Below are 21,525 nucleotides of genomic sequence, written 5' to 3'. Positions count from 1 at the left end.
GGTGACGGCGGCGGGCTCGGCGGCGTCGCCGCTCACGACCTCGGTGGTCGCGTCCTGCGACGACGAGTCGCCGATGACCGAGATGGCGTTGCCGCTGAGCGTGATCGGCAGGTCGAGCGAGAGACCCGCTTGGGTTCCCGACAGGATGCCGTCGTCGCCCGTCGTCTCCGACGCGTGGGCGACTCCGGCGCCGAGGAGCGTGAGGCCCCCGGCGAAAAGGGTCGCGTACAGCGCCCTCAAGAGCAGTTTCTTCATGATCCAGTCCTCCTGAACTGATGGGGAATGTCGCTCCCGCGCAGGGAGCGATGACCGTCTTCCGCCTCACGTGCAGGCGGAACGGCCCCCGTCAGTCAGGGGTGGAGTCGGTGGGGTAGACCGGCGACGACGGCAGCTCGTCGTCGACCGAGTGAAGTGCGAGCGACGCGAGCGCGTCGAGTTCGAGGGCGGCGAAAGCCGCGTCTGAAGTGCCGGATGCCGCGCCGCCGGCGCCGGATCCTGATGCGCCCGAGCCGGAGCCGGTGCTGCCGGCGGGCGTGCTGGGCGCTGGCGAGCTGTCGCCGGGAGGCGCCCCGCCGTCACTGGGCAGGACCGTGCCCGACGCACCGAGAACGGCAGTGCTCGCCGCGGCGGTTCCGAGCGCGACGGAGCCCTGGGATCCGCCGAACGCCGCTGCGCCCGGTGGCGCACTCGACGATGCACCCGGCGAACCGCCGGGCTCGGGAAGCGAGGGAACGCCGGGCAGGCCCGGCTCGGAGCCGTCGGAATCGCCGGGAAGCAGCGGGATCGACGGAAGCTGTGGGAGCACGCCGCTGCCGTCGGTGGGCAGCGTTGGTGCGGTGCCGACGACCGCGCCGAGCGTGTCGTCGACGAGGCCGGTGACCGGCCCGAGCACGCCGCCGACGGTGCCGGCCGGAAGCAACTGGCCGACGATCGGCAGGCCGCCGACGAGGCCGTCGACGAGACCAGTGACGGGGGCGGTGATGCCGCTGACGGTGCCGCCGCCGGCGATGCCACCGCTTGTGACGGCGCTGAGGGTGCCGGTGACGCCGTTCACGACCGAGCCGACCGTGGTGTTCACGCCGCCGACCGCGGTGTTCGCGGTCTCGGTGACGGTGTCGACGGTGGCGGGAACGACGACGGCGACGGGTTCTGCGACCGGCGCGGGCAGCACCTCGACGACGGGTTCGACGACCTCGTTGACCGGGGTGACGACCGTCTCGACGACGCCGCCCACGAGACCGCCGACGGCACCCGTGACGTCGGTCACGCCGCCGAGCAGCGAGCCGACCGTGCCGAGCAGCCCGCCGCCGGAATCACGTTCGTCGGCCGAGGCGCTCGGGGCGCTCGAGAAGAGGCTGATCACGAGCCAGGCGGCCGAAAGCGCCGAGGCGAGGAGGGCATAGCGGAGCCACGGCACGTGCCGTGCGGCATCCGCGGAGCTCATGGCGACCACCTTCGTTTCCCTGCTCGCAAGACTACGGGGCGGTCTGCGCACGAGTCGACCCCCCGGACGGGGGTCGATTTCGACCGCGACACCTGACTGGATGTCGACCGGATTTCACCGGTTCGTGATATCGGCGACGGTCGTGCCTGCGAGAATCGTGCAATGCACCTGCTCGCTGCGCTCAGCATGAAGAACCGCGCGCTCATCGCCCTCATCACCGTCGTCGTCGCGATCTTCGGGGGCATCTCGCTCACGAGCCTGAAGCAGGAGCTGGCGCCGTCGATCGAGTTCCCGCAGCTGTCGATCGTGACGAGCTATCCGGGCGCGTCACCCGACATCGTCAACGCCGATGTCTCGACGCCGATCGAGACCGCGATCCAGGGCATCACCGGGCTCGAGTCGACGTCGACGACGAGCTCGACGGGCGTCTCCCGCGTCGTCGCGAGCTTCACTTACGGCACCGACCTCGCCTTCGCCGAGCAGAAACTGCTGTCGGCCGTCAACCGCATCGCCGGCCAGCTGCCCGACGACGTCGAGCCGCAGGTGCTCGCGCTCAGCCTCGATGACTTCCCGGTGCTGCAGATCGCGGTCACCGGCGTCGACGACATCAGCGCCCTCTCCGACGAGATCGAACGCACGACGCTCGGCGAGATCACCGATGTCGACGGCGTGCGCGATGCAACCCTCGTCGGCGAGGTCGGCCAGAGGGTGACGATCACGCCCGATCCCGCGAAGCTCGCGGCCCTCGGGCTGAGCCAGCAGGCGATCCGCGATGCGCTGCAGCAGAACGGCCTGCTGGTGCCGGCCGGCACCATCACCGAGGGCGACTCGACGTTCGCCGTGCAGACCGGGGCGCGCCTCACGAGCGTCGACGACATCGCGGCGTTGCCCGTGCTCGGCGCGACCGAGCAGCAGCTTCCGGATGTCCCGGTCGAGACGCCCGCCGAGGGCACCGAGCCGCCCGGCTCTGAAGATCCGGCGGCCGAGCTGCCCGGTGGGGCAGACCAGGGTGCGCAGGCGATCGCGGCCCCGACCGCGGTTCCCGTCGCGGCGACGATCGCCGACGTGGCATCCGTCGAGCTGACCGACAACCCCGTCTCGAGCATCTCGCGCGTCGACGGCGAGCCGGCCCTCACGATCTCGGTCACGAAGCTGCCGGCCGCGAATACCGTCGAGGTCTCGAACGCCGTGACCGCGCTGCTGCCCGACCTCGAGTCGTCGCTCGACACCACGAACGCGGGAGCAACGTTCACGGTCGTCTTCGACCAGGCGCCCTACATCGAGCAATCGATCGAGTCGCTCGCCACCGAGGGGTTGCTCGGCCTCGCGTTCGCCGTGATCGTGATCCTCGTCTTCCTGCTCTCGATCCGCGCGACCATCGTCACCGCGATCTCCATCCCCACCTCGGTGCTCATCACGTTCATCGGGCTGCAGGCGGCCGACTACACGCTCAACATCCTGACCCTCGGTGCGCTCACGATCGCGATCGGCCGCGTCGTCGACGACTCGATCGTCGTCATCGAGAACATCAAGCGCCACTTCGTCGAGGGCGTCGACCGGGCCTCGACGATCGTGCGCGCGGTGCGCGAGGTCGCCGGCGCCATCACGGCATCGACCATCACGACGGTCGCGGTCTTCCTGCCGCTCGCGCTCGTCGAGGGCGTGACGGGCGAGCTCTTCCGCCCCTTCGCCCTCACCGTCACGATCGCGCTCGCCGCGTCGCTCCTCGTCTCACTCACGATCGTGCCCGTGCTCGCGTACTGGTTCCTGAAGCCGGCGAAGCTCGCCAAACACGAAGATCCGGCCGAGGTCGCCTCGGCGGCGTTCGTCGACGACGTGTGGCTCGCCCCCGAGCTGCGCGACGAGTCGGGCTCGAGCGGGCTCGTTCCGGCCGGCTCGACCGCGGCCGCGACATCCGCTCGCCCGACGGCCGCTGCACCCGGCGCTGCCGCCGCGGTCGACGAGCTTGAGCACCCGTCGCGCCTGCAGCGCGGCTACCTGCCGATCATCGAGTGGACCCTGAAGCACGGCGCGGTCACCCTCGTCATCGCGGTACTCATCCTCGGTGGCACGGTCGCCCTCACGCCGTTCATGAAGACGAACTTCCTCGGCTCCTCGGGTCAGAACACCTTCCAGGTGACGCAGCAGCTGCCGGTCGGCACGAGCCTCGACGCCATGGATGCCGCATCCGAACCGGTCGAACAGGAGATTCGCGGCACCGAGGGCGTCGAGACCGTGCAGACGTCGATCGGCACCGGGCGGGGCCTCACCGCGGCCTTCAGCGGCGGCAGCTCGACCATCAGGTACTCGGTCACCACCGACGAGGGTGCCGATCAAGACGCGCTGCAGGCGACGGTGCGCTCCGAGCTCGACGAGCTCGACGACGTCGGCGAGGTGACCCTGGCGGCCTCGAGCGGCTTCGGCGCCTCGAGCGACATCGAGGTCGACATCACGGCGTCGAACGCCGAAGACCTGCAGGCCGCGACCGACACGGTCGTCGACGAGCTCGAGGGCATCGACTCGCTCGCGCAGGTGTCGTCGAACCTGTCGGAGTCCCAGCCCTACGTGGCCGTCGAGGTGAACCGAACGGATGCCGCGGCCGCGGGCTACTCCGAGGTCGCGCTCGGCGGCTTCGTGTCGGCCGCGATGCAGCCGCAGAGCGCCGGTTCCATCGTGATCGACGAGAAGACCCTGACGATCTACCTCGCCGCCGACAATCCGCCGACGACCGTCGAGACGCTCTCGGCGCTCGAGGTGCCGACGCCCGCCGGACTCGTGCGGCTCGATACCCTCGCCACGGTCGAGAACGTCGACGGGCCGGCATCCGTCACGACGGTGCAGGGACTGCGCAGCGCGACCGTCTCGGCGACGCCCTCGGGTGACGACCTCGGCACCGCGAGCGGCGCGGTGGCCGCCGCCGTCGACACGGTCGACCTGCCGGCCGGCACCACGGCGTCCATCGGCGGCGTCACCGCCGACCAGCAGGAGTCGTTCTCGCAGCTCGGTCTGGCGCTGCTCGCGGCGATCCTGATCGTCTACATCGTGATGGTGGCGACCTTCCGTTCGCTGCTGCAGCCGCTCCTGCTGCTCGTATCGGTGCCGTTCGCGGCGACCGGCGCGATCGCGCTGCAGGTGATCACCGGCATTCCGCTCGGCGTCGCCTCGCTCGTCGGCGTGCTCATGCTGGTGGGCATCGTCGTGACGAATGCCATCGTGCTCGTCGACCTCGTGAACCAGTACCGCGATCGCGGCATGAGTGTGCGCGATGCGCTCGTGCACGGTGCGTCCCGACGTCTCCGCCCGATTCTCATGACGGCGCTCGCGACGATCTTCGCGCTGCTGCCGATGGCGCTCGGCATCACGGGTCACGGCGGCTTCATCTCGCAGCCGCTCGCGCTCGTGGTGATCGGCGGCCTCGTGTCGTCGACCGCGCTCACGCTCGTGGTGCTGCCCGTGCTGTACGACCTCGTCGAGGGCGGGCGCGAGCGTCGCCGGGCGAAGCGTGCGGCGAAGGTCGTTGGCGGGTCGGAGGCGGCGGTGCCGCGGGAATCCGCGACGCGAGCGGCCGCCGATGCCGAGCCTGAACCCGGCGCAGATATCTAGGCCGGGCTCACCGCCGATGTCGACGTACGTGCTGATCCCCGGTGCCGCGAGCACGCCCTGGCACTGGCACTTGGTGGAGGCCGAGCTTCAGCGCCGTGGCCACGGGGTGGTGGTCGTCGACTTGCCGATCGATGACGACTCAGCCGGGCTGGCGGAGTACGCCGACGCGGTCGTCGATGCCATCGGCGATCGCGAGGGGGTCATCGTGGTGGCGCATTCCTTCGCGGGGTTCACGGCGCCGCTCGTCTGCGAGCGCTTGCGTGTGGAACGACTCGTGCTGGTCACCGCGATGATTCCGTCACCGGGGGAGTCGCCGAGCGACTGGTGGTCGAATACCGGGTACGAGCAGGCGCGACGCAAGCAGGAAGCGCGCGACGGCGGCACGTCCGACGAGATCGGCCTGTTCTACCACGACCTGCCGGCCGAGCTCGCCGCCGAGGCGTTCGGGCGACAGCGGCGGCAGTCGGGCACCCCGTTCGAGCAGCCGTGGGCGCTTGCAAGGTGGCCTGACGTGCCGACGACGTTCCTGTTGTGCCGTCACGACCGGTTCTTTCCCGCCGAGTTCATGCGCCGGGTCGCCCGCGACCGACTGGGAATCGTCGTCGACGAGATCGACGGCGGCCACTATGTGATCCTCAGTCGCCCGCTCGAGCTGGCCGACCGTCTGGAGTCGTACGCGGCCTGAACGGCGGGTTCATCTCGCAACCGCGCGGCGCGCGGACCAGACCGTTGGACGCCCGGCTACTCGGCGTCGGTCGACTGGTCCATCACGTAGATGGTCATGCCGCCGGCATCGCTGTACGTCGCGGAGTAGCCACCCGGGATCTCGGACGGCTCCTCGACGACCGTGAGGCCGCTCGGTCGGCCCTCGTGGAACGCGAGCACGTCGTCGACGATGAACAGTGGGCCGGCGGGCGCGGTCGGGTCGTTCGCGTCGAGCATCAGTTGCACGTCGGTGCCCGGCATCGTGAGCGCGATCGTCGTGTCGCCCTCGCGCCAGATCTCGTCGCACCCGAACCCGTCACGGTAGAGCGCGAGCGAGGCCTGCAGGTCGGACGTCGGCGCAAACAGGAATTGCAGTTTCATGAGCGGCCCTTCGTGTCGTAATTGCGTTTTGGCACAGCATAACGCCATTATGTAACCATGCGCGAGTGGATTCCGGTACCGACCTCGGCCAAGGGGCGGCTCGCGCTCGCCGCGGTGCGCGCGTTCGGAGCGCGCCCGTTCGACGCGGTCTCGGTCGGAGACCTCGCCGCAGAGGCGAATGTGACCACGGGCGCGATCTACCATCACTTCGGCAGCAAACTCGGGCTCTACGGGTTCGTGCGCGCCGACGTCGAGCAACGACTGCTCGATCGCATGGCCGGAGCGGCGAGCTCGGTCGCCGGCGACCGGGACTCGATCGCCGCGGTGCTCGGCGTCGGATTCGACTTCGCCGTGCGCCTGGAGTTCCAGCGGATACTGGCCGACGCGCCCACGGCCGTCGCGGGCGATGCCCTGGCCGACCTCCTCGACACGCTCGTCGCGCCTGCGGCGCCGCCACTCGGGCGCGTGCTGGCCGCTGCCTGGCGTGCGGCGGTGCTCGCGACGTGCGATGGCGGCGACGTCGAGGCGGCCCGCGCGGCGCTGCTCATGCTGCGCCTCGCGAGGTGAGCGGGGTCGGCGCCGGCTGCTCGCTGCTCGACGTGCTGCCCTAGTCGGTGCCCGACTCGGGGGATGCAGCGAGCCCCGCGATCTTCGCGAGCAGTGACGCGCGCTCCTGCTCGTTGCCGGTCAGCCGAACGGCGGTCTCGAGCTCGCCGCGAGCCTCGCCGGTGCGCCCGAGTCGGCGCAGCAGCTCACCGCGCACCGCGGGCAGCGGTGCGTAGCCGGCGAGCCTGCCGCCCTGCACGAGCTCGTCGACGATGCGCAGCGCGCTGGCCGGCCCCGTCGACATCGCGACGGCGACGGCCCGATTGAGGTCGACCACGGGTGACGGCGCGAGCCGCCCGAGCGCCTCGTAGAGCACGACGATGCGCGCCCAGTCGGTGTCGTCGACGGATGCCGCGACCGCGTGGCACTCGGCGATCGCCGCCTGAAGGCCGTAGGCGCCGCGGCCGCGGCCGACGCGATCGGCGCGTTCGAGCGCCTCGCTGCCCCGGGCGATCTGCGAGCGGTCCCAGCGCGAGCGATCCTGCTCGTCGAGGGAGATGGGGGTGCCGTCGCGCCCGGTGCGCGCAGCGAAGCGCGACGCGGTGAACTCCATCAGTGCGACGAGCGATTGCGCCTCGGGCTCGCGCCGCATGAGGCCAGCGACCATGCGCGCGAGGCGCAGCGCCTCGGCCGAGACATCCGGTCGCACCCAGGCCTCGCCGGTGGCCGGCAGGTAGCCCTCGTTGAAGATCAGGTAGAGCACCTGCAGCACCGAGGCGAGCCGCGCGGCGTACTCGTTCGGCTCGGGCACTTCGAACGGCACCTTCGCGGCGGCGAGCGTCTTCTTGGCGCGCACGATGCGCTGCTGGATCGTCGCGGTCGGCACGAGGAAGGCCCGCGCGATCTCTTCGCTCGAGAGGCCGCCGACGATGCGCAGGGTCAGTGCGATCTGCGCCTCTCGCGAGAGCACCGGGTGGCACGACACGAAGATGAGGCGCAGGATGTCGTCGTCGATGGTGTCGGGGTCCCAGAAGGTATCGGATGCCGCGGCGCCGTCGCGCTCGAGATCGTGCGCCATCGCGGCGTACCGCTCGTCGAGCCGCTCGCGGCGGCGCCAGCCGTCGATGGCCCGGCGCTTCGCCACCGCCGTCAGCCACGCGCCCGGGTTGTTCGGCACACCCTCGACTGGCCACTGCCGCAGCGCCTCGACGAGCGCCTCCTGCGCGAGATCCTCGGCCTGCCCGACGTCGCCGACGAACCGGGTGAGCGTCGCGACGATGCGCGCCGATTCGATGCGCCAGACGGCGGCCACGGCGCGCCGGGCCCGGTCGGCATCGGCTGGTGCCGAACCGACCGTGCCCGGGGCATCCGTCTCGTTCATCTGCTCACGTCTCGTTCGGCGCTCGTGCGGTCTCGGGGGGCGGTCACTCGGCCGGGGTGCCGAGCTTGCCTTCGGCTTCGGCGCGCCAGCCGGCCTCCTTCTGGATCCACTCGTTGTCTTGCGGGAAGTCCTCGAGCTCGGTGATTCGGCGCACCTCGAGCTTCGAGCCCGGGCCGAGGGGGCAGCGCTTGGCCCATTCGGCGGCCTCTTCGGGGCTCGAGGCCTGGATGATCCAGAAGCCGTTGAACAGCTCCTTCGTCTCGCCGTAGGGGCCGTCGGTGACGACGGGCGGGGTCGAGTCGAAGTCGACGACGAAGCCCTCCTTCGCATCGGTGAGACCCTCGCCGGCGAGCAGCACGCCCGCCTTGATGAGCGACTCGTTGTAGGCACCCATCGCGGCGATGACCTCGGTGAAGTCGAGGTTCTCGTATGCCTCGACGGCTGCGTCGTTGGACCGCATGATCAGCATGTACTTCATGGTGGTTCTCCTTCGTGGGAGGGGGCCGAAGTGCCCGCCTCACTCTGGCGTCGAACGAGCGGGGGCCGGATCGACATGTCGTGAGAATTTTCTTTCTCATGCTGCCAGTGCGCGGGTGCCCTCGTCATCCCTTCCGGAAGCGGGACGCGGATCCTGAAGCCGGCATCGGTGCCGGGCGCGCCTCTCGGGGCCGCCGAGAGGGGTGTGCTGTCATGGCGGAGTGACCGCGCCGAACCCCACTCAGTTCGACGGCGTCGCTGCCCCGTCGCCGTTCCCGCCGATCGCGGACTTCGCCTTCCTCTCCGACTGCCACACCGGCGCCCTCGTCGCGCCCGACGGGGCGGTCGGATGGCTCTGCGCACCGCGCTTCGACGCACCGAGCGTGTTCGGCGCGCTGCTCGACCGGCAGGCCGGTTACTTCAAGGTCGGTCCGTTCGGGCTCGACGTGCCCTCGGCCCGCGCCTACGAGCCCGGCACGAACACGCTCGTCACCACCTGGCGCACCTCGACCGGGTGGATCGAGGTGCGCGACGCCCTCACGATCGGGCCGCGACTCGGCCCCGACCTGACCACGCCGCACACGCGTCCGCCGACCGACGACGATGCCACCCACTCTCTCGTGCGCACGATCGCGTGCCTCGAAGGACGCGTCGAGGTCGAACTCGTCTGCGAGCCGGTGTTCGACTACGGCCAGACGGCCGCCACGTGGACGAGCGACGACGAGCATGTCGCGACCGCCACCGGCGGCGAGCAGTCGCTGCGACTGCGCACCGACATGTCGCTCGGCATCGAGGCCGGCCGGGCCAGGGCCAGGCACGTGCTGCACGCCGGCGAGCAGGTGTACAGCTCGCTGTCGTGGGCGGCCGACCTCGGCGGTGCGGCGAGCCTCGACGAGGCGGTCGCGCAACTCGACTCCACGACCCGGTTCTGGCGCGAGTGGCTGAGCGCCGCCCGCGTGCCCGACCACCAGTGGCGCGAGGCCCTCGAGCGATCGGCGCTCACGATCAAGGGGCTCACCTACCTGCCCACCGGCGCAACCGTCGCTGCGCTCACAACCTCGCTGCCCGAGACGCCCGGCGGCGAGCGCAACTGGGACTATCGCTACAACTGGATCCGCGACTCCTCGTTCACCGTGCAGGCCCTGCACTACCTCGACCTCGATTGGGAGGCCGACGAGTTCATCCAGTTCATCGCCGGGCTCGAGCCCAACGAGAACGGCGCGCTGCAGATCATGTACGGCATCGACGGCCGGCGCGACCTCACCGAGTCGACGCTGCCGCACCTGTCGGGCTACGAGGGGGCCAGCCCAGTGCGCATCGGCAACGGGGCGTTCGACCAGCGGCAGAACGACGTCTACGGTTCGGTGCTCGACGCCATCCTCATGCACACGCGGCGCAGCGGGCGTCTGCCGCGTGCACTCTGGCCGGTGATCCAGGCGCAGGCCGAGAACGCCGCCGCGGTGTGGCGCGACCCCGACCAGGGCATCTGGGAGGCGCGCGGCGAACCGCGCCACTACGTGTCGTCGAAGCTCATGTGCTGGGTCGCGCTCGATCGGGCGTCCAAGCTCGCCGAGATCCGCGGCGATGCCTCGCTCGTCTCGGCCTGGCGCGCGGTGGCCGACGAGATCAGCGCCGACATCCTCGCGAAGGGCGTGACCGAAGCCGGCGTGCTGCGACAGCACTACGACACCGACTCGCTCGACGCCTCGACCCTGCTCGCGGCGATCCACGGGTTCCTGCCCGCGAGCGACCCGCGACTGCGTGCCTCGGCGCTCGCCATCGCCGACGAGCTGACCGACGACGGCTTCGTGCTGCGCTACCGCACCGACGAGACCGACGACGGGCTGTCGGGCCGCGAGGGCACCTTCCTCATCTGCTCGTTCTGGCTCGTCTCGGCGCTGACGATCATCGGCGAGGGCGTTCGCGCCCGCGCGCTCATGGAGAAGCTGCTGCGCATCGCCTCGCCCCTCGGCCTCCTCGCCGAAGAGCTCGACACGAGCAGCGGCCGGCACCTCGGCAACTTTCCCCAGGCGTTCTCGCACCTCGCGCTCATCGAGGCCGCGCGGCGCATCATCGCGATCGAGCGGCTCAACGAGTTCCGCTGAGCGGCGCGGCGCGCGGATGCCTCAGCTCGCGCGTTCGAGCACGGCCCGCGTCGAGGCCTCGGGCCGAAGATCGAGGCGGCGCAGCAGTTGCGCGTTCGCCGCGACGATGACCGTCGAGAGCGACATCAGGATCGCCCCGACCGACATCGGCAGCACGAATCCGATGGGCGCCAATACACCCGCGGCGAGCGGCACCGAGAGCAGGTTGTACCCGGCGGCCCACCAGAGGTTCTGCTGCATCTTGCGGTAGCTCGCCCGCGACAGCTCGATCACCGAGATGACCGAACGCGGGTCGGATGACGCGAGGATCACGCCGGCCGAGGCGATCGCGACGTCCGTTCCGGCGCCGATCGCGATGCCCACGTTCGCCTGCGCGAGCGCGGGGGCATCGTTCACGCCGTCGCCGACCATCGCGACGCTGAGGCCCTCGGCCTGCAACTCCTGCACCTTCGCGGCCTTGTCTTCGGGGCGCACGCCCGCGTACACGCGGTCGATGCCGAGCTTCGCGGCGACCGTGCGGGCCACCGGCTCGGCGTCGCCCGTGATCATGACGACCTGCACGCCGAGCGCGTGCAGCGCGTCGACCGCCTCCTTCGACTCGGGGCGCACCTCGTCGGCCAGCGCGATCGCACCCGCGACCTCGCCGTCGACGAGCACGTGCAGCACCGTCGAGCCGGCTTCGGCCCAGGCGACGGATGCCTCGAGCGGCTGCCGCCCTTCTCGCTCGAGCATGCCGGGGCCGCCGACCTGCACGGCGCGCCCGTCGACGGTCGCGCGCACGCCGATGGCGGCGGACGCCGTGAAGTCGCGCGCGGCGCGGGCGCGGAAGCCGCGGCGGGCGGCGTCGGCGACGATGGCCTTCGCGAGCGGGTGCTCCGAGTCGCCCTCGGCCGACGCCGCGAGCCCGAGCACCTCGTCGAGGTCGTGGCCAGGTGCCGCCGCGGCATCCGTCACTGCAGGTTCGCCCTTGGTGAGAGTGCCGGTCTTGTCGAAGAGCACGGCGCCCACCGTGCGCATGGTCTCGAGGGCGAGACGATCGGTGACGAGCACGCCGCCCTTCGCCGCCCGCTCGGTCGCGATCGAGACGACGAGGGGGATGGCGAGGCCGAGGGCGTGGGGGCAGGCGATGACGAGCACCGTGATGGTGCGCACGACGGCGTCGTCGGGGTTGCCGAGAAGTGTCCACGCGATGGCCGTGATCACGGCCGCACCGAGCGCGAACCAGAACAGCCAGCCCGCGGCCGTGTCGGCGAGGCGCTGCGCCCGCGAGCTCGAGGCCTGGGCCTGTGCGACGAGGCGCTGGATGCCCGCGAGTGCGGTGTCGTCGCCGACCGCGCCGACCCGCACGCGGATCGCGGTGTCGGTGGCGACTGTGCCGGCGACGACGTGGTCGCCTGGCGCGCGGCTGACCGTCGACGACTCGCCGGTGATCATCGACTCGTCCATGGCGGCGGTGCCGTCGACGACCTCGCCGTCGGCCGGCACCCGGCCGCCCGGGCGAACGATCACGACGTCGCCGACCGTGAGCTCCGAGGGGGAGACGGTCTCGGTGCCCGACGGCGTCACTCGCTCGGCCTCGTCGGGCAGCAGCGCCGCGAGCGCCTCGAGCGCGCTCGAGGCCTGCATGATCGAGCGCATCTCGATCCAGTGGCCGAGCAGCATGATCACGATGAGGAGCGCGAGCTCCCACCAGAAGTCGAGGTGGTGGCTCAGCAGCATGAGGCTCGCGCCGAGCGAGGCGAAGTACGCGACGGTGATCGCGAGGCCGATCAGCAGCATCATGCCGGGCTTGCGCGCCTTCAGCTCCGACCAGGCGCCGGTGAGGAAGGGCTTGCCGCCCCAGAAGTACATGACCGTGCCGAGCACCGGCGAGATCCAGGGGATCACCGGATTGTCGGGGAGGGTGTAGCCCAGGATCGACGCGAACATCGGGCTGAACGCGATCGTCGGCACGGCGATCACGAGCATGATCCAGAAGAGGCGGCGGAACTGGCCGACGTGGTCGCCGTGGCCCGCGTGCCCACCGTGCCCCGCGTGATCGCTCGTGTCGTGGCCTGCGTGGTCGCCGTGCGCGCTCATTTCGTGGTTGCCGTGACCGTCGTGGGCCGCGGCTCCATGGCCCGAGTGGCTGCGCATGTCGTGTCCGGCGTGCGGGCCGTGGGTGCTCGTGTCGTGTCCGGCGGCCTGGTGCGCGGAATGATCATGAGCCGCCTGTGCGGGCACGGGCTCGTGCTCGGCTTCGTTGCCTGAGTCGTGGTGCTCGTGGCCACCGTGCGTCGTGCTCATCGTTCTCCTCCGTCTGCTGCTCTGGGTGAGCCTATACCCCAGTGGGGTATCTGTCATCTGGTGGAACGCGTGATGGCCCGCACTATTCCCGGCCCGGGCCGGCGACCGTTCGGTTTCGACGCTAGCAGTCGTGATCATGCGGTTCGCGGTGCGAGAACACGCGTGCACGCGGCATCCGTCTCGTGCTGTGATGGCCGCATGGACATCTTGGTGCTCGGCGGAACGCAGTGGTTGGGACGCGAACTCGCGGCGGAGGCGCTGCGCCGCGGCCACGCCGTGACCTCGCTGGCTCGCGGTGAGGCCGGCGCGGTGGCCGAGGGCTCACAACTCGTCGTCGCCGACCGCTCGCAGCCGGGCGCCTACGACGCCGTCGCCGATCGCGAGTGGGACGCCGTCATCGACGTGACCCGGCAGCCGGGGTTCGCCAAGCGCGCGGCCGCCGACCTCGCGGGGCGTGCAGCGCATTGGACCTTCGTCTCCTCCGGAAACGTCTACGCGGCGCAGAACGAGCCCGATGCCGACGAATCGGCAGAGCTGATGCCGCCGCTCACCGACGACGAAGCGACCGCCGAGACCTACGGCGAGGCGAAGTCGGCGATCGAACAGGTCTACCGCGACGCCCTCGGTGACAGGCTGCTCGTCGTGCGGCCCGGTCTCATCACCGGGCCGGGCGACCCCTCGGGGCGCGGCGGATACTGGGTGGCGCGTGCCGCGCGCGATGACGAGCCGATGCTCGTGCCCGACATCCTCGATGACCCGGTGCAGGCGATTCACGTCGACGACCTCGTCGCGTTCACCCTCGACGGCATCGAGCGGCGGCTCACCGGAGCGTTCAACGCGGTCGGCGATCGCACGACCTTCGGCGACTGGCTCGAGCGCTCGCGTGCGATCGCCGGGCACACCGGCGAGGTCGTCGCGGTGTCGCCCGAATGGCTCGCCGAGCAGGGCGTCGCCGAGTGGTCGGGCCCCGAGTCGCTGCCGCTCTGGATCATCGACCCCGAGTGGAACGCCTTCCTCGCCCGCTCGAATGCCGCGGCCGTGGCCGCGGGGCTGCGCCTTCGCCCGCTCGACCAGCTGCTCGCCGAAGTGCTCGAGTGGGAACGCAGCCAGGGCCTCGACCGCGAGCGCGGCGCCGGGCTGAGCGCCGACCGCGAACGCGAGCTGCTCGCGGCGCTCCGCGGCCCGTCGATCGAGTAGCGACGCAGGAGCGTTTCGAGACCCGGCGCGTGGTCTCGATACGGCGCTGGCGCGCCTACTCGACCGGCGAGCACCGTCTGGCATCGCAGACGGCGGTGATGACGGATGCCTCGGTTCGCGGCATCCGTCATTGCTAGCGTCGGGTCATGGGCACCGCTGCGCTTCCGAACGATCCACTCTGGCCCCGGGCCGGTGACTGGCCTCCGCTCGACGGGCTCGCCGCTGGCGAGCGCGCCGACCTCGCGCTGCTCGGCGTGCCGGCCTTTCGCACCTCGCTCTCGCCGACCGGTGCGCACGAGACGCCGGCGGCGATCCGTGCGGCGCTGCGCCGGTACAGCCCGGCGATCATGGCCGACCGTGGTGTGGGCGGTCGAGCCGACGCGCGATCCCTCGATGAACTCGTGCTCGTCGACGCGGGCGATGTCGCCGAACCCGACGGTGCCGAGGGCGAGTGGCGCGTGCGCGCGGCGGTCGCCGCGGCATCCGCTCGCTCGCGGGTCGTCGTCGCGCTCGGCGGCGACAACTCGCTCACCTCGCCGGTCGCGCTCGGCGTCTGGGGCGAGCGGCTGCCGACGGCCGGACTCATCACGCTCGACGCCCACTACGACCTGCGCGATGGCGTCAGCAACGGCTCGCCCGTGCGCCGTCTGCTCGAGGCGGGCCTCGACGGCCGCCGCATCGTGCAGATCGGAATCGCCGACTTCGTCAACTCGCGCGAGTACGCCGATCGAGCCCGCGACGCGGGCATCACCGTCGTGCACCGCGACGAGCTGCACCGCCGCCCCATGGCCGACGTGTTCGCCGAGGCGCTCGAGATCGCGGGTGCCGGCGGTGGCCCGATCCACGTCGATCTCGACGTCGACGTCTGCGACCGGGCGGTGGCGCCGGGCTGCCCGGCATCGGTGCCCGGGGGGATCTCTGCACACGAGCTGAGGCAGGCCGCGCGAGCGGCTGGAGGCGACCCGCGAGTCGAATCCGTCGACCTCGCCGAGGTCGATGCGACCGCGGATGCCCCAGACGGGCGTACCGTGAGACTGGCGGCGCTCTGCGTGCTGGAGGTCGCTGCGGGCGTCGCACTGCGCTGATCAGGCTTGGTGCGAGACCCTTCGACGGGAAGGACGCGATGTGAAGACCCTCGTGCTCATGCGCCACGCGACGTCGAGCTGGGACACCCCGGGCCTCGCCGATCACGACCGGCCACTGAATGAGAGCGGTGTGCGCGACGCACCGCGGATGGCCCGCCGCCTCGCCGACCGCGGCATCCAGCCCGACGTGATCCTCACCAGCACCGCCGAGCGCGCACGGTCGACGGCGGCCCTCGTGGGCGCGGCGCTCGGCACGAGCGTGCGGCGCATCGTCGCCGACGACCGGCTGTACTCGGCATCGGTGGATGCGCTGCTCAAGGTCGTGCGCTCGCTCGACAACCGCCTCGCGTGCGCGATGCTCGTCGGCCACAACCCCGAGATGACCGAGCTCGCCACGCGCTTCTTCCGCGATGCCGAGGCCATGCCGGCGGCCGCGGTCGCCGTGTTCCGCTTCGACACCGCCTCGTGGTCCGACGTGCGCATCGCCGCGTATGCCGGGCACAGCGCAGCGCCGCCCGTGAGCGTCACCTTCGACGCCCCCGACCGGCCGCACGAGCCCGGCCGCTGATCGCGGGTCGGCGCGGGCCCGGCCCGTGGCAGACTCGGGCACATGAAGACCCTGCTGCTGGTGCGCCATGCCAAGTCCAACTGGGAACAGCCGGACGTCGCCGACCACGACCGTCCGCTGAACCACCGGGGCCGCCGCGACGCGCCCGACATGGGCCGGCGCCTCGCCGCTCGCGGCGTCGCACCCGACGTGATCCTCTCGAGCTCGGCGGTGCGGGCTCGCACCACCGCGGCGCTTCTCGCCGCCGAGCTCGGCTACGACCCCGAGCGCATCGTCGGCGATGAACGGCTGTACGCGGCATCCGTCGACCGGGTGCTCGAGGTCATCGGCGAGCTCGGCGACGAGGTGTCGTGCGCGATGGTCGTCGGGCACAATCCAGAGACCGCGGCGCTCGTGCACCGGCTCTCGGGTGAAGATCACGAGATGCCGACGGGCGCGGTCGCCGAGTTCGCGTTCGACGTCGCGTCGTGGGCCGATCTCGGCGAGGCCGGACCGGTCGCCGCCCGCGTGGAGACGCCGCGCAGGTGACTGTCGATTCCGCCGGTGACAGCACGCGCCCGCGTCACTAGTCTCGATTCCAACGGGGAGGGATGCCATGTCGTTCATCACGCGGGGATTCAGCGGGCGCAGTCGTGAGCGCGACGAGCGGCTTCCACCAGGGCAGACGCTCGTGCACGACTTCCCGGTGCTGTCGGCGGGGCCGACGCCCGAGGTCGACACGGCCGAGTGGGAATTCTCGATCGTCACCGAGACCGGGGGTGAGCATCGCTGGAACTGGGACGAGTTCATGGCGCTCGAGATCGAGGAGATCGAGACCGACATCCACTGCGTCACGCACTGGTCGAAGCTCGGAACCCGGTGGCGCGGCGTCTCGCTCGACACGCTCTTCGAAGACGTCGAGACGCAGTACGACTTCGTCATGGCGCACAGCTACGGCGGGTACACGACGAACGTGCCGCTCGACGAACTGCTCGACGGCAAGGCCTGGATCGCGTTCGAGTTCGACGGCGAACCGCTCGATCCCGAGCACGGCGGACCCGCGCGGCTGATCGTGCCGCACCTGTACTTCTGGAAGAGCGCCAAGTGGGTGCGCGGCCTCGTCATGCAGGGCGAAGACGAGCCCGGCTTCTGGGAGCAGAACGGCTACCACCTGCACGGCGATCCGTGGAAGGAAGAGCGGTACTGGTGAGCGATCGGCCGAGTCTGTCGACGGATGCCGCGGCGCGTGCGGTGCCCGGCGGTGGCGCGCTGACGCCGGCGGCAACGGGGGCAACGGCCGCGCCGGCCGCGCCGGCCGCGCCGGCCGCACCGCCCGCGCGAAGCGCCGTACCGCGGGCGGCCTGGCACTCGGCCGCGGTTGTCGCCGTCACTCGCGAGACGCCCACCGCCGCACGCCTCGAGCTCGAGGTCGACGGCTGGCCGGGCAACGCCGCGGGCCAACATCTCGATGTGCGGCTCACCGCCCCCGACGGCTACACGGCGACTCGCTCGTACTCGATCGCGTCGTCGGGGCCGGGCAGCCGCGTGGTGCTCGCGGTCGACAAGCTGCCCGACGGCGAGGTGTCGCCCTTCCTCGTCGACGAGTTGCGCACGGGCGACCTGCTCGAGGTGCACGGGCCGCTCGGCGCCTTCTTCGTGTGGAGGCCGGTCGAAGAGCGCTCGCTCGCCCCCGCGAGGCCCGTGCAGCTCATCGCCGGCGGTTCGGGCGTCGTGCCGCTCTTCGCGATGGCCCGGGCGCACGCCGACGCCGAAGACCTCACGCCGTTGCGAATGCTCTACTCGGTGCGCACCCCCGACGACGTGTACTTCGCCGACGAGTTGATGGCGCTCGCCGAGGCATCCGACGCCTTCCGTCTCGACCTCGTGTACACGCGACGCATCCCCGCGGCGTGGCCGACGCCGCCCGGGCGCATCATGCGCGAGGCGCTCGCGGCCGCCGTGATCCCCGCCGCCGAGCGGCCGCTCGTCTACGTGTGCGGCTCGACCGGGTTCGTCGAACGGGTCGCGTCGTGGCTCATCGAGCTCGGGCACGATGCCGGCTCGATCCGCACCGAGCGATTCGGAGGCACCTGATGCAGCACCTCGACGGCAATGCCGTGGCCGGCCAGCTCGCCGACTACTTCTCGTTCGACGTCACCGCGGCGACCGCGCGCTGCAACGGCTGCGGCAGCATCGCGGAGTTCGCCCGTGCGATGGTCTACCGCAGCGGAGCCGGCACGGTGGTGCGTTGCGGCTCGTGCGACCAGGTGCTGGCGACCATCGTCGAGGCGGGCGACCGCGCCTGGATCGGGTTCAGCGGCGTCAGCGCGATCGAGGTGCGGCGAGGCTGAGCAGCATCGCGGTCGCGGTCGCGGCCGCGATCGCGAGTGGCGCTGCGGAAGGCGGTGGATTCATGTGGATCGGCTGGATCGAGTTCGACGTGCTGCTCGGCGACGTGCACTCGCTGAAGGGCAAGCGATCGGTCATCCGTCCGATCCTCGCCGAGCTGCGACGCGCGACCGAGGCGAGCGTCGCCGAGGTCGGCGAGCAGGACTTGCACCGGCGCAGCGTGATCGGAGTCGCGGCGATCGCCTCGGCCGCCGACCGGGTGACCGAGACGCTCGATCGAGCCGAACGACTCGTCGCCGAGCGGCCCGATATCACGCTGCTGTCAGCGCGTCGCCGCATGCACCACAGCGACGACGACTGAGGTCACGAGACGACCGAGCGGATGCCGCGGCTCACGCTCCGGCGACGACGGCGCCGTTCCTCCAGACCCGCGCGACGAGCGGCACCCCCGGCCGATAGGCGAGGTGCACGTGGCTCGGCGCGTCGAGCAGCACGAGATCGGCGCGCGCGCCGGGTCGGATCGCGCCGACATCCGTGCGCCTGAGCGCAACCGCACTGCCCGCGGTCGACGCCCACAGCGCCTCGGCCGGGGTCATGCCCATATCGCGCACGGCCACCGCGATGCAGAACGGCATCGAGCTCGTGAAGCTCGAGCCCGGGTTGCAGTCGCTCGCGAGGGCGACGGTCACGCCGGCGTCGATCAGCCGGCGTGCGTCGGGGTACGGCTGGCGGGTCGAGAACTCGACACCCGGCAGCAGCGTCGCGACGGTGTCGGATGCCGCGAGCGCCGCGACATCCGCATCGCTCAGGTAGGTGCAGTGGTCGACCGAGGCGGCGCCGAGTTCGACCGCGAGGCGCACGCCGCCGCCTTCGCTGAGCTGGTTGCCGTGCACCCGCACGCCGAGCCCGGCGGCGGCCCCGGCTTCGAGCACGCGACGCGACTGCTCGGGTGAGAAGGCACCGCGCTCGCAGAAGGCGTCGACCCAGCGGGAGTGCGGTGCGCACGCGGCGAGCATCTCGCCGATGACGAGGTCGACGTAGGCCTCGGCCGCGCGCGCGGTGGTCTCGGGGTCGTCGGCGGGGCCGTACTCGGGATTCTCGCGGAACTCGGCCGGCACGACGTGCGCGCCGAGGAAGGTCACCTCGTCGGTGACTTCGCGCGCGAGCCGCACGAGTCGCTCCTCGGCCTCGACCGAGAGTCCGTAGCCCGACTTGATCTCGAACGTCGTGGTGCCCTGCGCGTGCAGCTCGCCGACGAACCCGGCGAGGCGCTCGCGCAACTCGTCGTCGGTCGCCGCTCGCGTCGCCGCGACGGTCGAGCGGATGCCGCCGGCCTCGTACGGCCGACCGGCCATGCGCGCCGCGAACTCCTCGGCGCGGTCACCGCCGAACACGAGGTGCGTGTGGCTGTCGACGAATCCGGGAATGACGGCGCGGCCGCCGGCGTCGACGATGCGCGTTCTCACGGCATGGGGAACCGCCGAGGCGGCGCCGACCCAGGTGGTGCGGCCGCCCTCGACCAGCACAGCGGCGTCGCGGATGATGCCGAGCGGCCCGCCATCACGATCTGGGGCTGGGTCGTTCGTGACGAGCTCGCCGATGTTCGTCAGCAGCATGTCGACGTCGACGCCGACGCCCATGCCCACGCTGTCGCTCACGCGCTCCACCCTTCCACGGGCTCAGCCCTCCATCATGGGCACGCGCAGGCCGCGCTCGCGGGCCACCTCGACAGCGCGGTCGTAGCCGGCGTCGACGTGCCGCATGACGCCCGTGCCGGGGTCGTTCACGAGCACCCGGGCGATCTTCTCGGCGGCGAGCTCGGTGCCGTCGGCGACGATCACCTGCCCGGCGTGGATGGAGCGGCCGATGCCGACGCCGCCGCCGTGGTGGATCGACACCCACGTCGCGCCCGACGCGGTGTTCAGCAGGGCGTTCAGCAGCGGCCAGTCGGCGATCGCGTCGGAGCCGTCGGCCATGGCCTCGGTCTCGCGATAGGGGCTCGCGACCGAGCCCGAGTCGAGGTGGTCGCGGCCGATCACGACCGGAGCGCTGAGCTCGCCCGACGCCACCATCTCGTTGAACTTCAGTCCTGCGAGGTGACGCTCTTTATAGCCGAGCCAGCAGATGCGGGCGGGCAGGCCCTCGAAGTGCACCTTCTCACCGGCTTTCGTGATCCAGCGGCGCAAGTGCTCGTCGTCGGGGAACAGCTCGAGAATGGCGCGGTCGGTCGCGGCGATGTCGGCCGGGTCGCCCGAGAGCGCGGCCCAGCGGAACGGACCCTTTCCCTCGGCGAACAGCGGGCGGATGTAGGCGGGCACGAAGCCGGGGAACGCGAACGCCCGCTCGTGCGCGAGCCCGCCGAGCTCGGCCTCGCGGCGGATCGAGTTGCCGTAGTCGAACACCTCGGCGCCTGCATCCTGGAATCCGGTCATCGCCTCGACCTGCTTCGCCATGCTCGTGCGGGCGCGCTCGGTGAACTGCTCGGGGTCGGATGCCGCGAGCTCGTGCCACTCGGCGAGCGACACGCCCTCGGGCAGGTAGCTCAGCGGATCGTGCGCGCTCGTCTGGTCGGTGACGATGTCGATTGCGACGCCGCGCGCGAGCAGTTCGGGGAAGACCGTCGCGGCATTGCCGACGAGCCCGACCGAGAGCGGTGTGCGCGCCGCCTTCGCGGCGAGCACGCGCTCGACCGCGTCGTCGAGGTCGGCCGTGTACTCGTCGAGGTAGCCGTGCTCGACGCGGCGGGCGAGCCGGGTCTCGTCGACGTCGACGATGAGCACCACGCCCTCGTTCATCGTGACGGCGAGCGGCTGCGCGCCGCCCATGCCGCCGCAGCCGCCGGTGAGCGTGAGCGTGCCGGCCAGCGTGCCGTCGAACGATGCCCGTGCGATCGCGCCGAACGTCTCGTAGGTGCCCTGCAGGATGCCCTGGGTGCCGATGTAGATCCACGAGCCCGCGGTCATCTGGCCGTACATCGTGAGGCCGAGCTGCTCGAGCCGGCGGAACTCGGGCCACGTCGCCCAGTCGCCCACGAGGTTCGAGTTGGCGATGAGCACGCGCGGCGCCCACTCGTGCGTGCGGAAGACACCGACGGGCTTGCCCGACTGCACGAGCAGCGTCTCGTCGGCCTCGAGGCCCTCGAGCGTGCGCACGATGGCGTCGAACGCCTCCCAGTTGCGGGCGGCCTTGCCGGTGCCGCCGTAGACGATGAGGTCTTCGGGGCGCTCGGCGACCTCGGGGTCGAGGTTGTTCATGAGCATGCGCAGCGGCGCCTCGGTCTGCCAGCTCTTCGCGGTCAGTTCGGTGCCGCGGGCGGCACGCACGGTGCGTCGGGTGGTGGATGCTTCGGTCATGCTCCGATGCTCGCCCACCTGATCGGCAGCGGCAACGGATGTCGCTGCCGAGTTGTCTGGGATGCC

The 21,525-nt window shown here is 71.4% G+C and carries 20 protein-coding genes; 12 read left to right on the top strand and 8 right to left on the bottom strand.

Annotated elements, in window-relative coordinates; translation table 11 throughout:
• Both H521_RS0108960 and H521_RS0108955 read right to left on the bottom strand, forming a co-directional pair.
• On the bottom strand, positions 1–255 hold a 255-nt coding region (locus tag H521_RS0108960), incomplete at its 3' end, for a chaplin family protein (RefSeq protein ID WP_022892689.1).
• A gap of 91 nt (positions 256–346) precedes the next feature.
• A complete protein-coding gene (locus H521_RS0108955) occupies positions 347–1,444 on the bottom strand; it encodes a hypothetical protein (protein WP_022892688.1) in 1,098 nt (365 codons plus the stop codon).
• 162 nt (positions 1,445–1,606) lie between these two features.
• Between H521_RS0108955 and H521_RS22445 the strand changes: the two genes are divergently transcribed.
• The gene (locus H521_RS22445) at positions 1,607–5,047 is read left to right on the top strand and encodes an efflux RND transporter permease subunit (protein ID WP_022892687.1); all 3,441 of its coding nucleotides are present in this window, start codon (positions 1,607–1,609) and stop codon (positions 5,045–5,047) included.
• Positions 5,016–5,732: an alpha/beta hydrolase gene (locus tag H521_RS0108945; RefSeq protein WP_245560961.1), complete on the top strand. Its 717-nt coding sequence runs from the start codon at positions 5,016–5,018 to the stop codon at positions 5,730–5,732. Before H521_RS22445 ends, H521_RS0108945 begins: the two co-directional genes overlap by 32 nt.
• A 56-nt stretch (positions 5,733–5,788) precedes the next feature.
• On the opposite strand, the gene H521_RS0108940 is transcribed toward H521_RS0108945, so the two are convergent.
• A complete protein-coding gene (locus H521_RS0108940; RefSeq protein WP_022892685.1) occupies positions 5,789–6,133 on the bottom strand; it encodes a VOC family protein in 345 nt (114 codons plus the stop codon).
• 57 nt (positions 6,134–6,190) lie between these two features.
• Here H521_RS0108940 and H521_RS0108935 point away from each other — a divergent pair, with 57 nt between their 5' ends.
• Positions 6,191–6,700, top strand: coding sequence for a TetR/AcrR family transcriptional regulator (locus H521_RS0108935; protein WP_022892684.1), 510 nt, complete (start codon positions 6,191–6,193; stop codon positions 6,698–6,700).
• Between the two features lie 40 nt (positions 6,701–6,740).
• Here H521_RS0108935 and H521_RS0108930 read toward each other — a convergent pair whose 3' ends face one another.
• Positions 6,741–8,060, bottom strand: coding sequence for an RNA polymerase sigma factor (locus H521_RS0108930; protein WP_022892683.1), 1,320 nt, complete (start codon positions 8,058–8,060; stop codon positions 6,741–6,743).
• A 43-nt stretch (positions 8,061–8,103) separates the two neighbouring features.
• A complete protein-coding gene (locus H521_RS0108925) occupies positions 8,104–8,538 on the bottom strand; it encodes a YciI family protein (RefSeq protein WP_022892682.1) in 435 nt (144 codons plus the stop codon).
• A gap of 220 nt (positions 8,539–8,758) precedes the next feature.
• Here H521_RS0108925 and H521_RS0108920 point away from each other — a divergent pair, with 220 nt between their 5' ends.
• Positions 8,759–10,642, top strand: a complete 1,884-nt coding sequence (locus H521_RS0108920) for a glycoside hydrolase family 15 protein (RefSeq protein ID WP_022892681.1) — start codon at positions 8,759–8,761, stop codon at positions 10,640–10,642.
• A 21-nt stretch (positions 10,643–10,663) separates the two neighbouring features.
• Here H521_RS0108920 and H521_RS0108915 read toward each other — a convergent pair whose 3' ends face one another.
• A complete protein-coding gene (locus H521_RS0108915; RefSeq protein WP_022892680.1) occupies positions 10,664–12,928 on the bottom strand; it encodes a copper-translocating P-type ATPase in 2,265 nt (754 codons plus the stop codon).
• Between the two features lie 198 nt (positions 12,929–13,126).
• Here H521_RS0108915 and H521_RS0108910 point away from each other — a divergent pair, with 198 nt between their 5' ends.
• The 8 genes from H521_RS0108910 (at position 13,127) to H521_RS0108870 (ending at position 18,467) form a co-directional block, all read left to right on the top strand.
• The gene (locus H521_RS0108910; protein ID WP_022892679.1) at positions 13,127–14,125 is read left to right on the top strand and encodes an NAD-dependent epimerase/dehydratase family protein; all 999 of its coding nucleotides are present in this window, start codon (positions 13,127–13,129) and stop codon (positions 14,123–14,125) included.
• Positions 14,126–14,271: 146 nt separating this feature from the next.
• The gene (locus H521_RS0108905; protein ID WP_022892678.1) at positions 14,272–15,210 is read left to right on the top strand and encodes an arginase family protein; all 939 of its coding nucleotides are present in this window, start codon (positions 14,272–14,274) and stop codon (positions 15,208–15,210) included.
• A 40-nt stretch (positions 15,211–15,250) separates the two neighbouring features.
• Positions 15,251–15,778, top strand: coding sequence for a SixA phosphatase family protein (locus H521_RS22440; RefSeq protein ID WP_022892677.1), 528 nt, complete (start codon positions 15,251–15,253; stop codon positions 15,776–15,778).
• 42 nt (positions 15,779–15,820) lie between these two features.
• On the top strand, positions 15,821–16,306 hold the full coding sequence (locus tag H521_RS0108895) for a SixA phosphatase family protein (RefSeq protein ID WP_022892676.1): 486 nt from the start codon (positions 15,821–15,823) through the stop codon (positions 16,304–16,306).
• Between the two features lie 67 nt (positions 16,307–16,373).
• Positions 16,374–16,967 carry a sulfite oxidase-like oxidoreductase gene (locus H521_RS0108890; RefSeq protein ID WP_022892675.1) on the top strand — a complete coding sequence of 198 codons (594 nt, stop codon included), beginning with the start codon at positions 16,374–16,376 and terminating at the stop codon, positions 16,965–16,967.
• Complete coding sequence (locus tag H521_RS22435) at positions 16,964–17,851, top strand: FAD-binding oxidoreductase (protein WP_022892674.1); 888 nt, start codon at positions 16,964–16,966, stop codon at positions 17,849–17,851. The genes H521_RS0108890 and H521_RS22435 overlap by 4 nt, the downstream gene beginning before the upstream one ends.
• Positions 17,851–18,108: a DUF6510 family protein gene (locus tag H521_RS0108880; protein WP_022892673.1), complete on the top strand. Its 258-nt coding sequence runs from the start codon at positions 17,851–17,853 to the stop codon at positions 18,106–18,108. Before H521_RS22435 ends, H521_RS0108880 begins: the two co-directional genes overlap by 1 nt.
• A gap of 62 nt (positions 18,109–18,170) precedes the next feature.
• The gene (locus H521_RS0108870; protein ID WP_022892672.1) at positions 18,171–18,467 is read left to right on the top strand and encodes a DUF503 domain-containing protein; all 297 of its coding nucleotides are present in this window, start codon (positions 18,171–18,173) and stop codon (positions 18,465–18,467) included.
• A 31-nt stretch (positions 18,468–18,498) separates the two neighbouring features.
• Here the strand turns inward: H521_RS0108870 and hutI are convergent, their stop codons facing one another.
• Positions 18,499–19,722, bottom strand: a complete 1,224-nt coding sequence (gene hutI / locus H521_RS0108865) for an imidazolonepropionase (protein ID WP_026482101.1) — start codon at positions 19,720–19,722, stop codon at positions 18,499–18,501.
• A 63-nt stretch (positions 19,723–19,785) separates the two neighbouring features.
• Positions 19,786–21,459, bottom strand: a complete 1,674-nt coding sequence (hutU, locus tag H521_RS0108860; protein ID WP_026482100.1) for a urocanate hydratase — start codon at positions 21,457–21,459, stop codon at positions 19,786–19,788.
• Between the last annotated feature and the right edge of the window lie 66 nt (positions 21,460–21,525).

Source organism: Agromyces subbeticus DSM 16689 (assembly GCF_000421565.1).
In the GTDB taxonomy this organism is placed as follows: Bacteria; Actinomycetota; Actinomycetes; order Actinomycetales; family Microbacteriaceae; genus Agromyces; species Agromyces subbeticus.
This window is presented reverse-complemented; position numbering and strand designations above follow the sequence as displayed.

What these genes read in the sequence shown, in the direction of transcription:
- H521_RS0108915 (WP_022892680.1), bottom strand. Translation starts at nt 12,928, where the DNA reads ATGAGCACGACGCACGGTGGCCACGAGCACCACGACTCAGGCAACGAA.
- H521_RS0108940 (WP_022892685.1), bottom strand. Translation starts at nt 6,133, where the DNA reads ATGAAACTGCAATTCCTGTTTGCGCCGACGTCCGACCTGCAGGCCTCG.
- H521_RS0108880 (WP_022892673.1), top strand. Translation starts at nt 17,851, where the DNA reads ATGCAGCACCTCGACGGCAATGCCGTGGCCGGCCAGCTCGCCGACTAC.
- H521_RS0108870 (WP_022892672.1), top strand. Translation starts at nt 18,171, where the DNA reads ATGTGGATCGGCTGGATCGAGTTCGACGTGCTGCTCGGCGACGTGCAC.
- H521_RS0108935 (WP_022892684.1), top strand. Translation starts at nt 6,191, where the DNA reads ATGCGCGAGTGGATTCCGGTACCGACCTCGGCCAAGGGGCGGCTCGCG.
- hutI (WP_026482101.1), bottom strand. Translation starts at nt 19,722, where the DNA reads ATGCTGCTGACGAACATCGGCGAGCTCGTCACGAACGACCCAGCCCCA.
- H521_RS0108910 (WP_022892679.1), top strand. Translation starts at nt 13,127, where the DNA reads ATGGACATCTTGGTGCTCGGCGGAACGCAGTGGTTGGGACGCGAACTC.
- H521_RS0108890 (WP_022892675.1), top strand. Translation starts at nt 16,374, where the DNA reads ATGTCGTTCATCACGCGGGGATTCAGCGGGCGCAGTCGTGAGCGCGAC.
- H521_RS0108945 (WP_245560961.1), top strand. Translation starts at nt 5,016, where the DNA reads ATGCCGAGCCTGAACCCGGCGCAGATATCTAGGCCGGGCTCACCGCCG.
- H521_RS0108905 (WP_022892678.1), top strand. Translation starts at nt 14,272, where the DNA reads ATGGGCACCGCTGCGCTTCCGAACGATCCACTCTGGCCCCGGGCCGGT.
- H521_RS0108955 (WP_022892688.1), bottom strand. Translation starts at nt 1,444, where the DNA reads ATGAGCTCCGCGGATGCCGCACGGCACGTGCCGTGGCTCCGCTATGCC.
- hutU (WP_026482100.1), bottom strand. Translation starts at nt 21,459, where the DNA reads ATGACCGAAGCATCCACCACCCGACGCACCGTGCGTGCCGCCCGCGGC.
- H521_RS0108925 (WP_022892682.1), bottom strand. Translation starts at nt 8,538, where the DNA reads ATGAAGTACATGCTGATCATGCGGTCCAACGACGCAGCCGTCGAGGCA.
- H521_RS0108895 (WP_022892676.1), top strand. Translation starts at nt 15,821, where the DNA reads ATGAAGACCCTGCTGCTGGTGCGCCATGCCAAGTCCAACTGGGAACAG.
- H521_RS22445 (WP_022892687.1), top strand. Translation starts at nt 1,607, where the DNA reads ATGCACCTGCTCGCTGCGCTCAGCATGAAGAACCGCGCGCTCATCGCC.
- H521_RS0108930 (WP_022892683.1), bottom strand. Translation starts at nt 8,060, where the DNA reads ATGAACGAGACGGATGCCCCGGGCACGGTCGGTTCGGCACCAGCCGAT.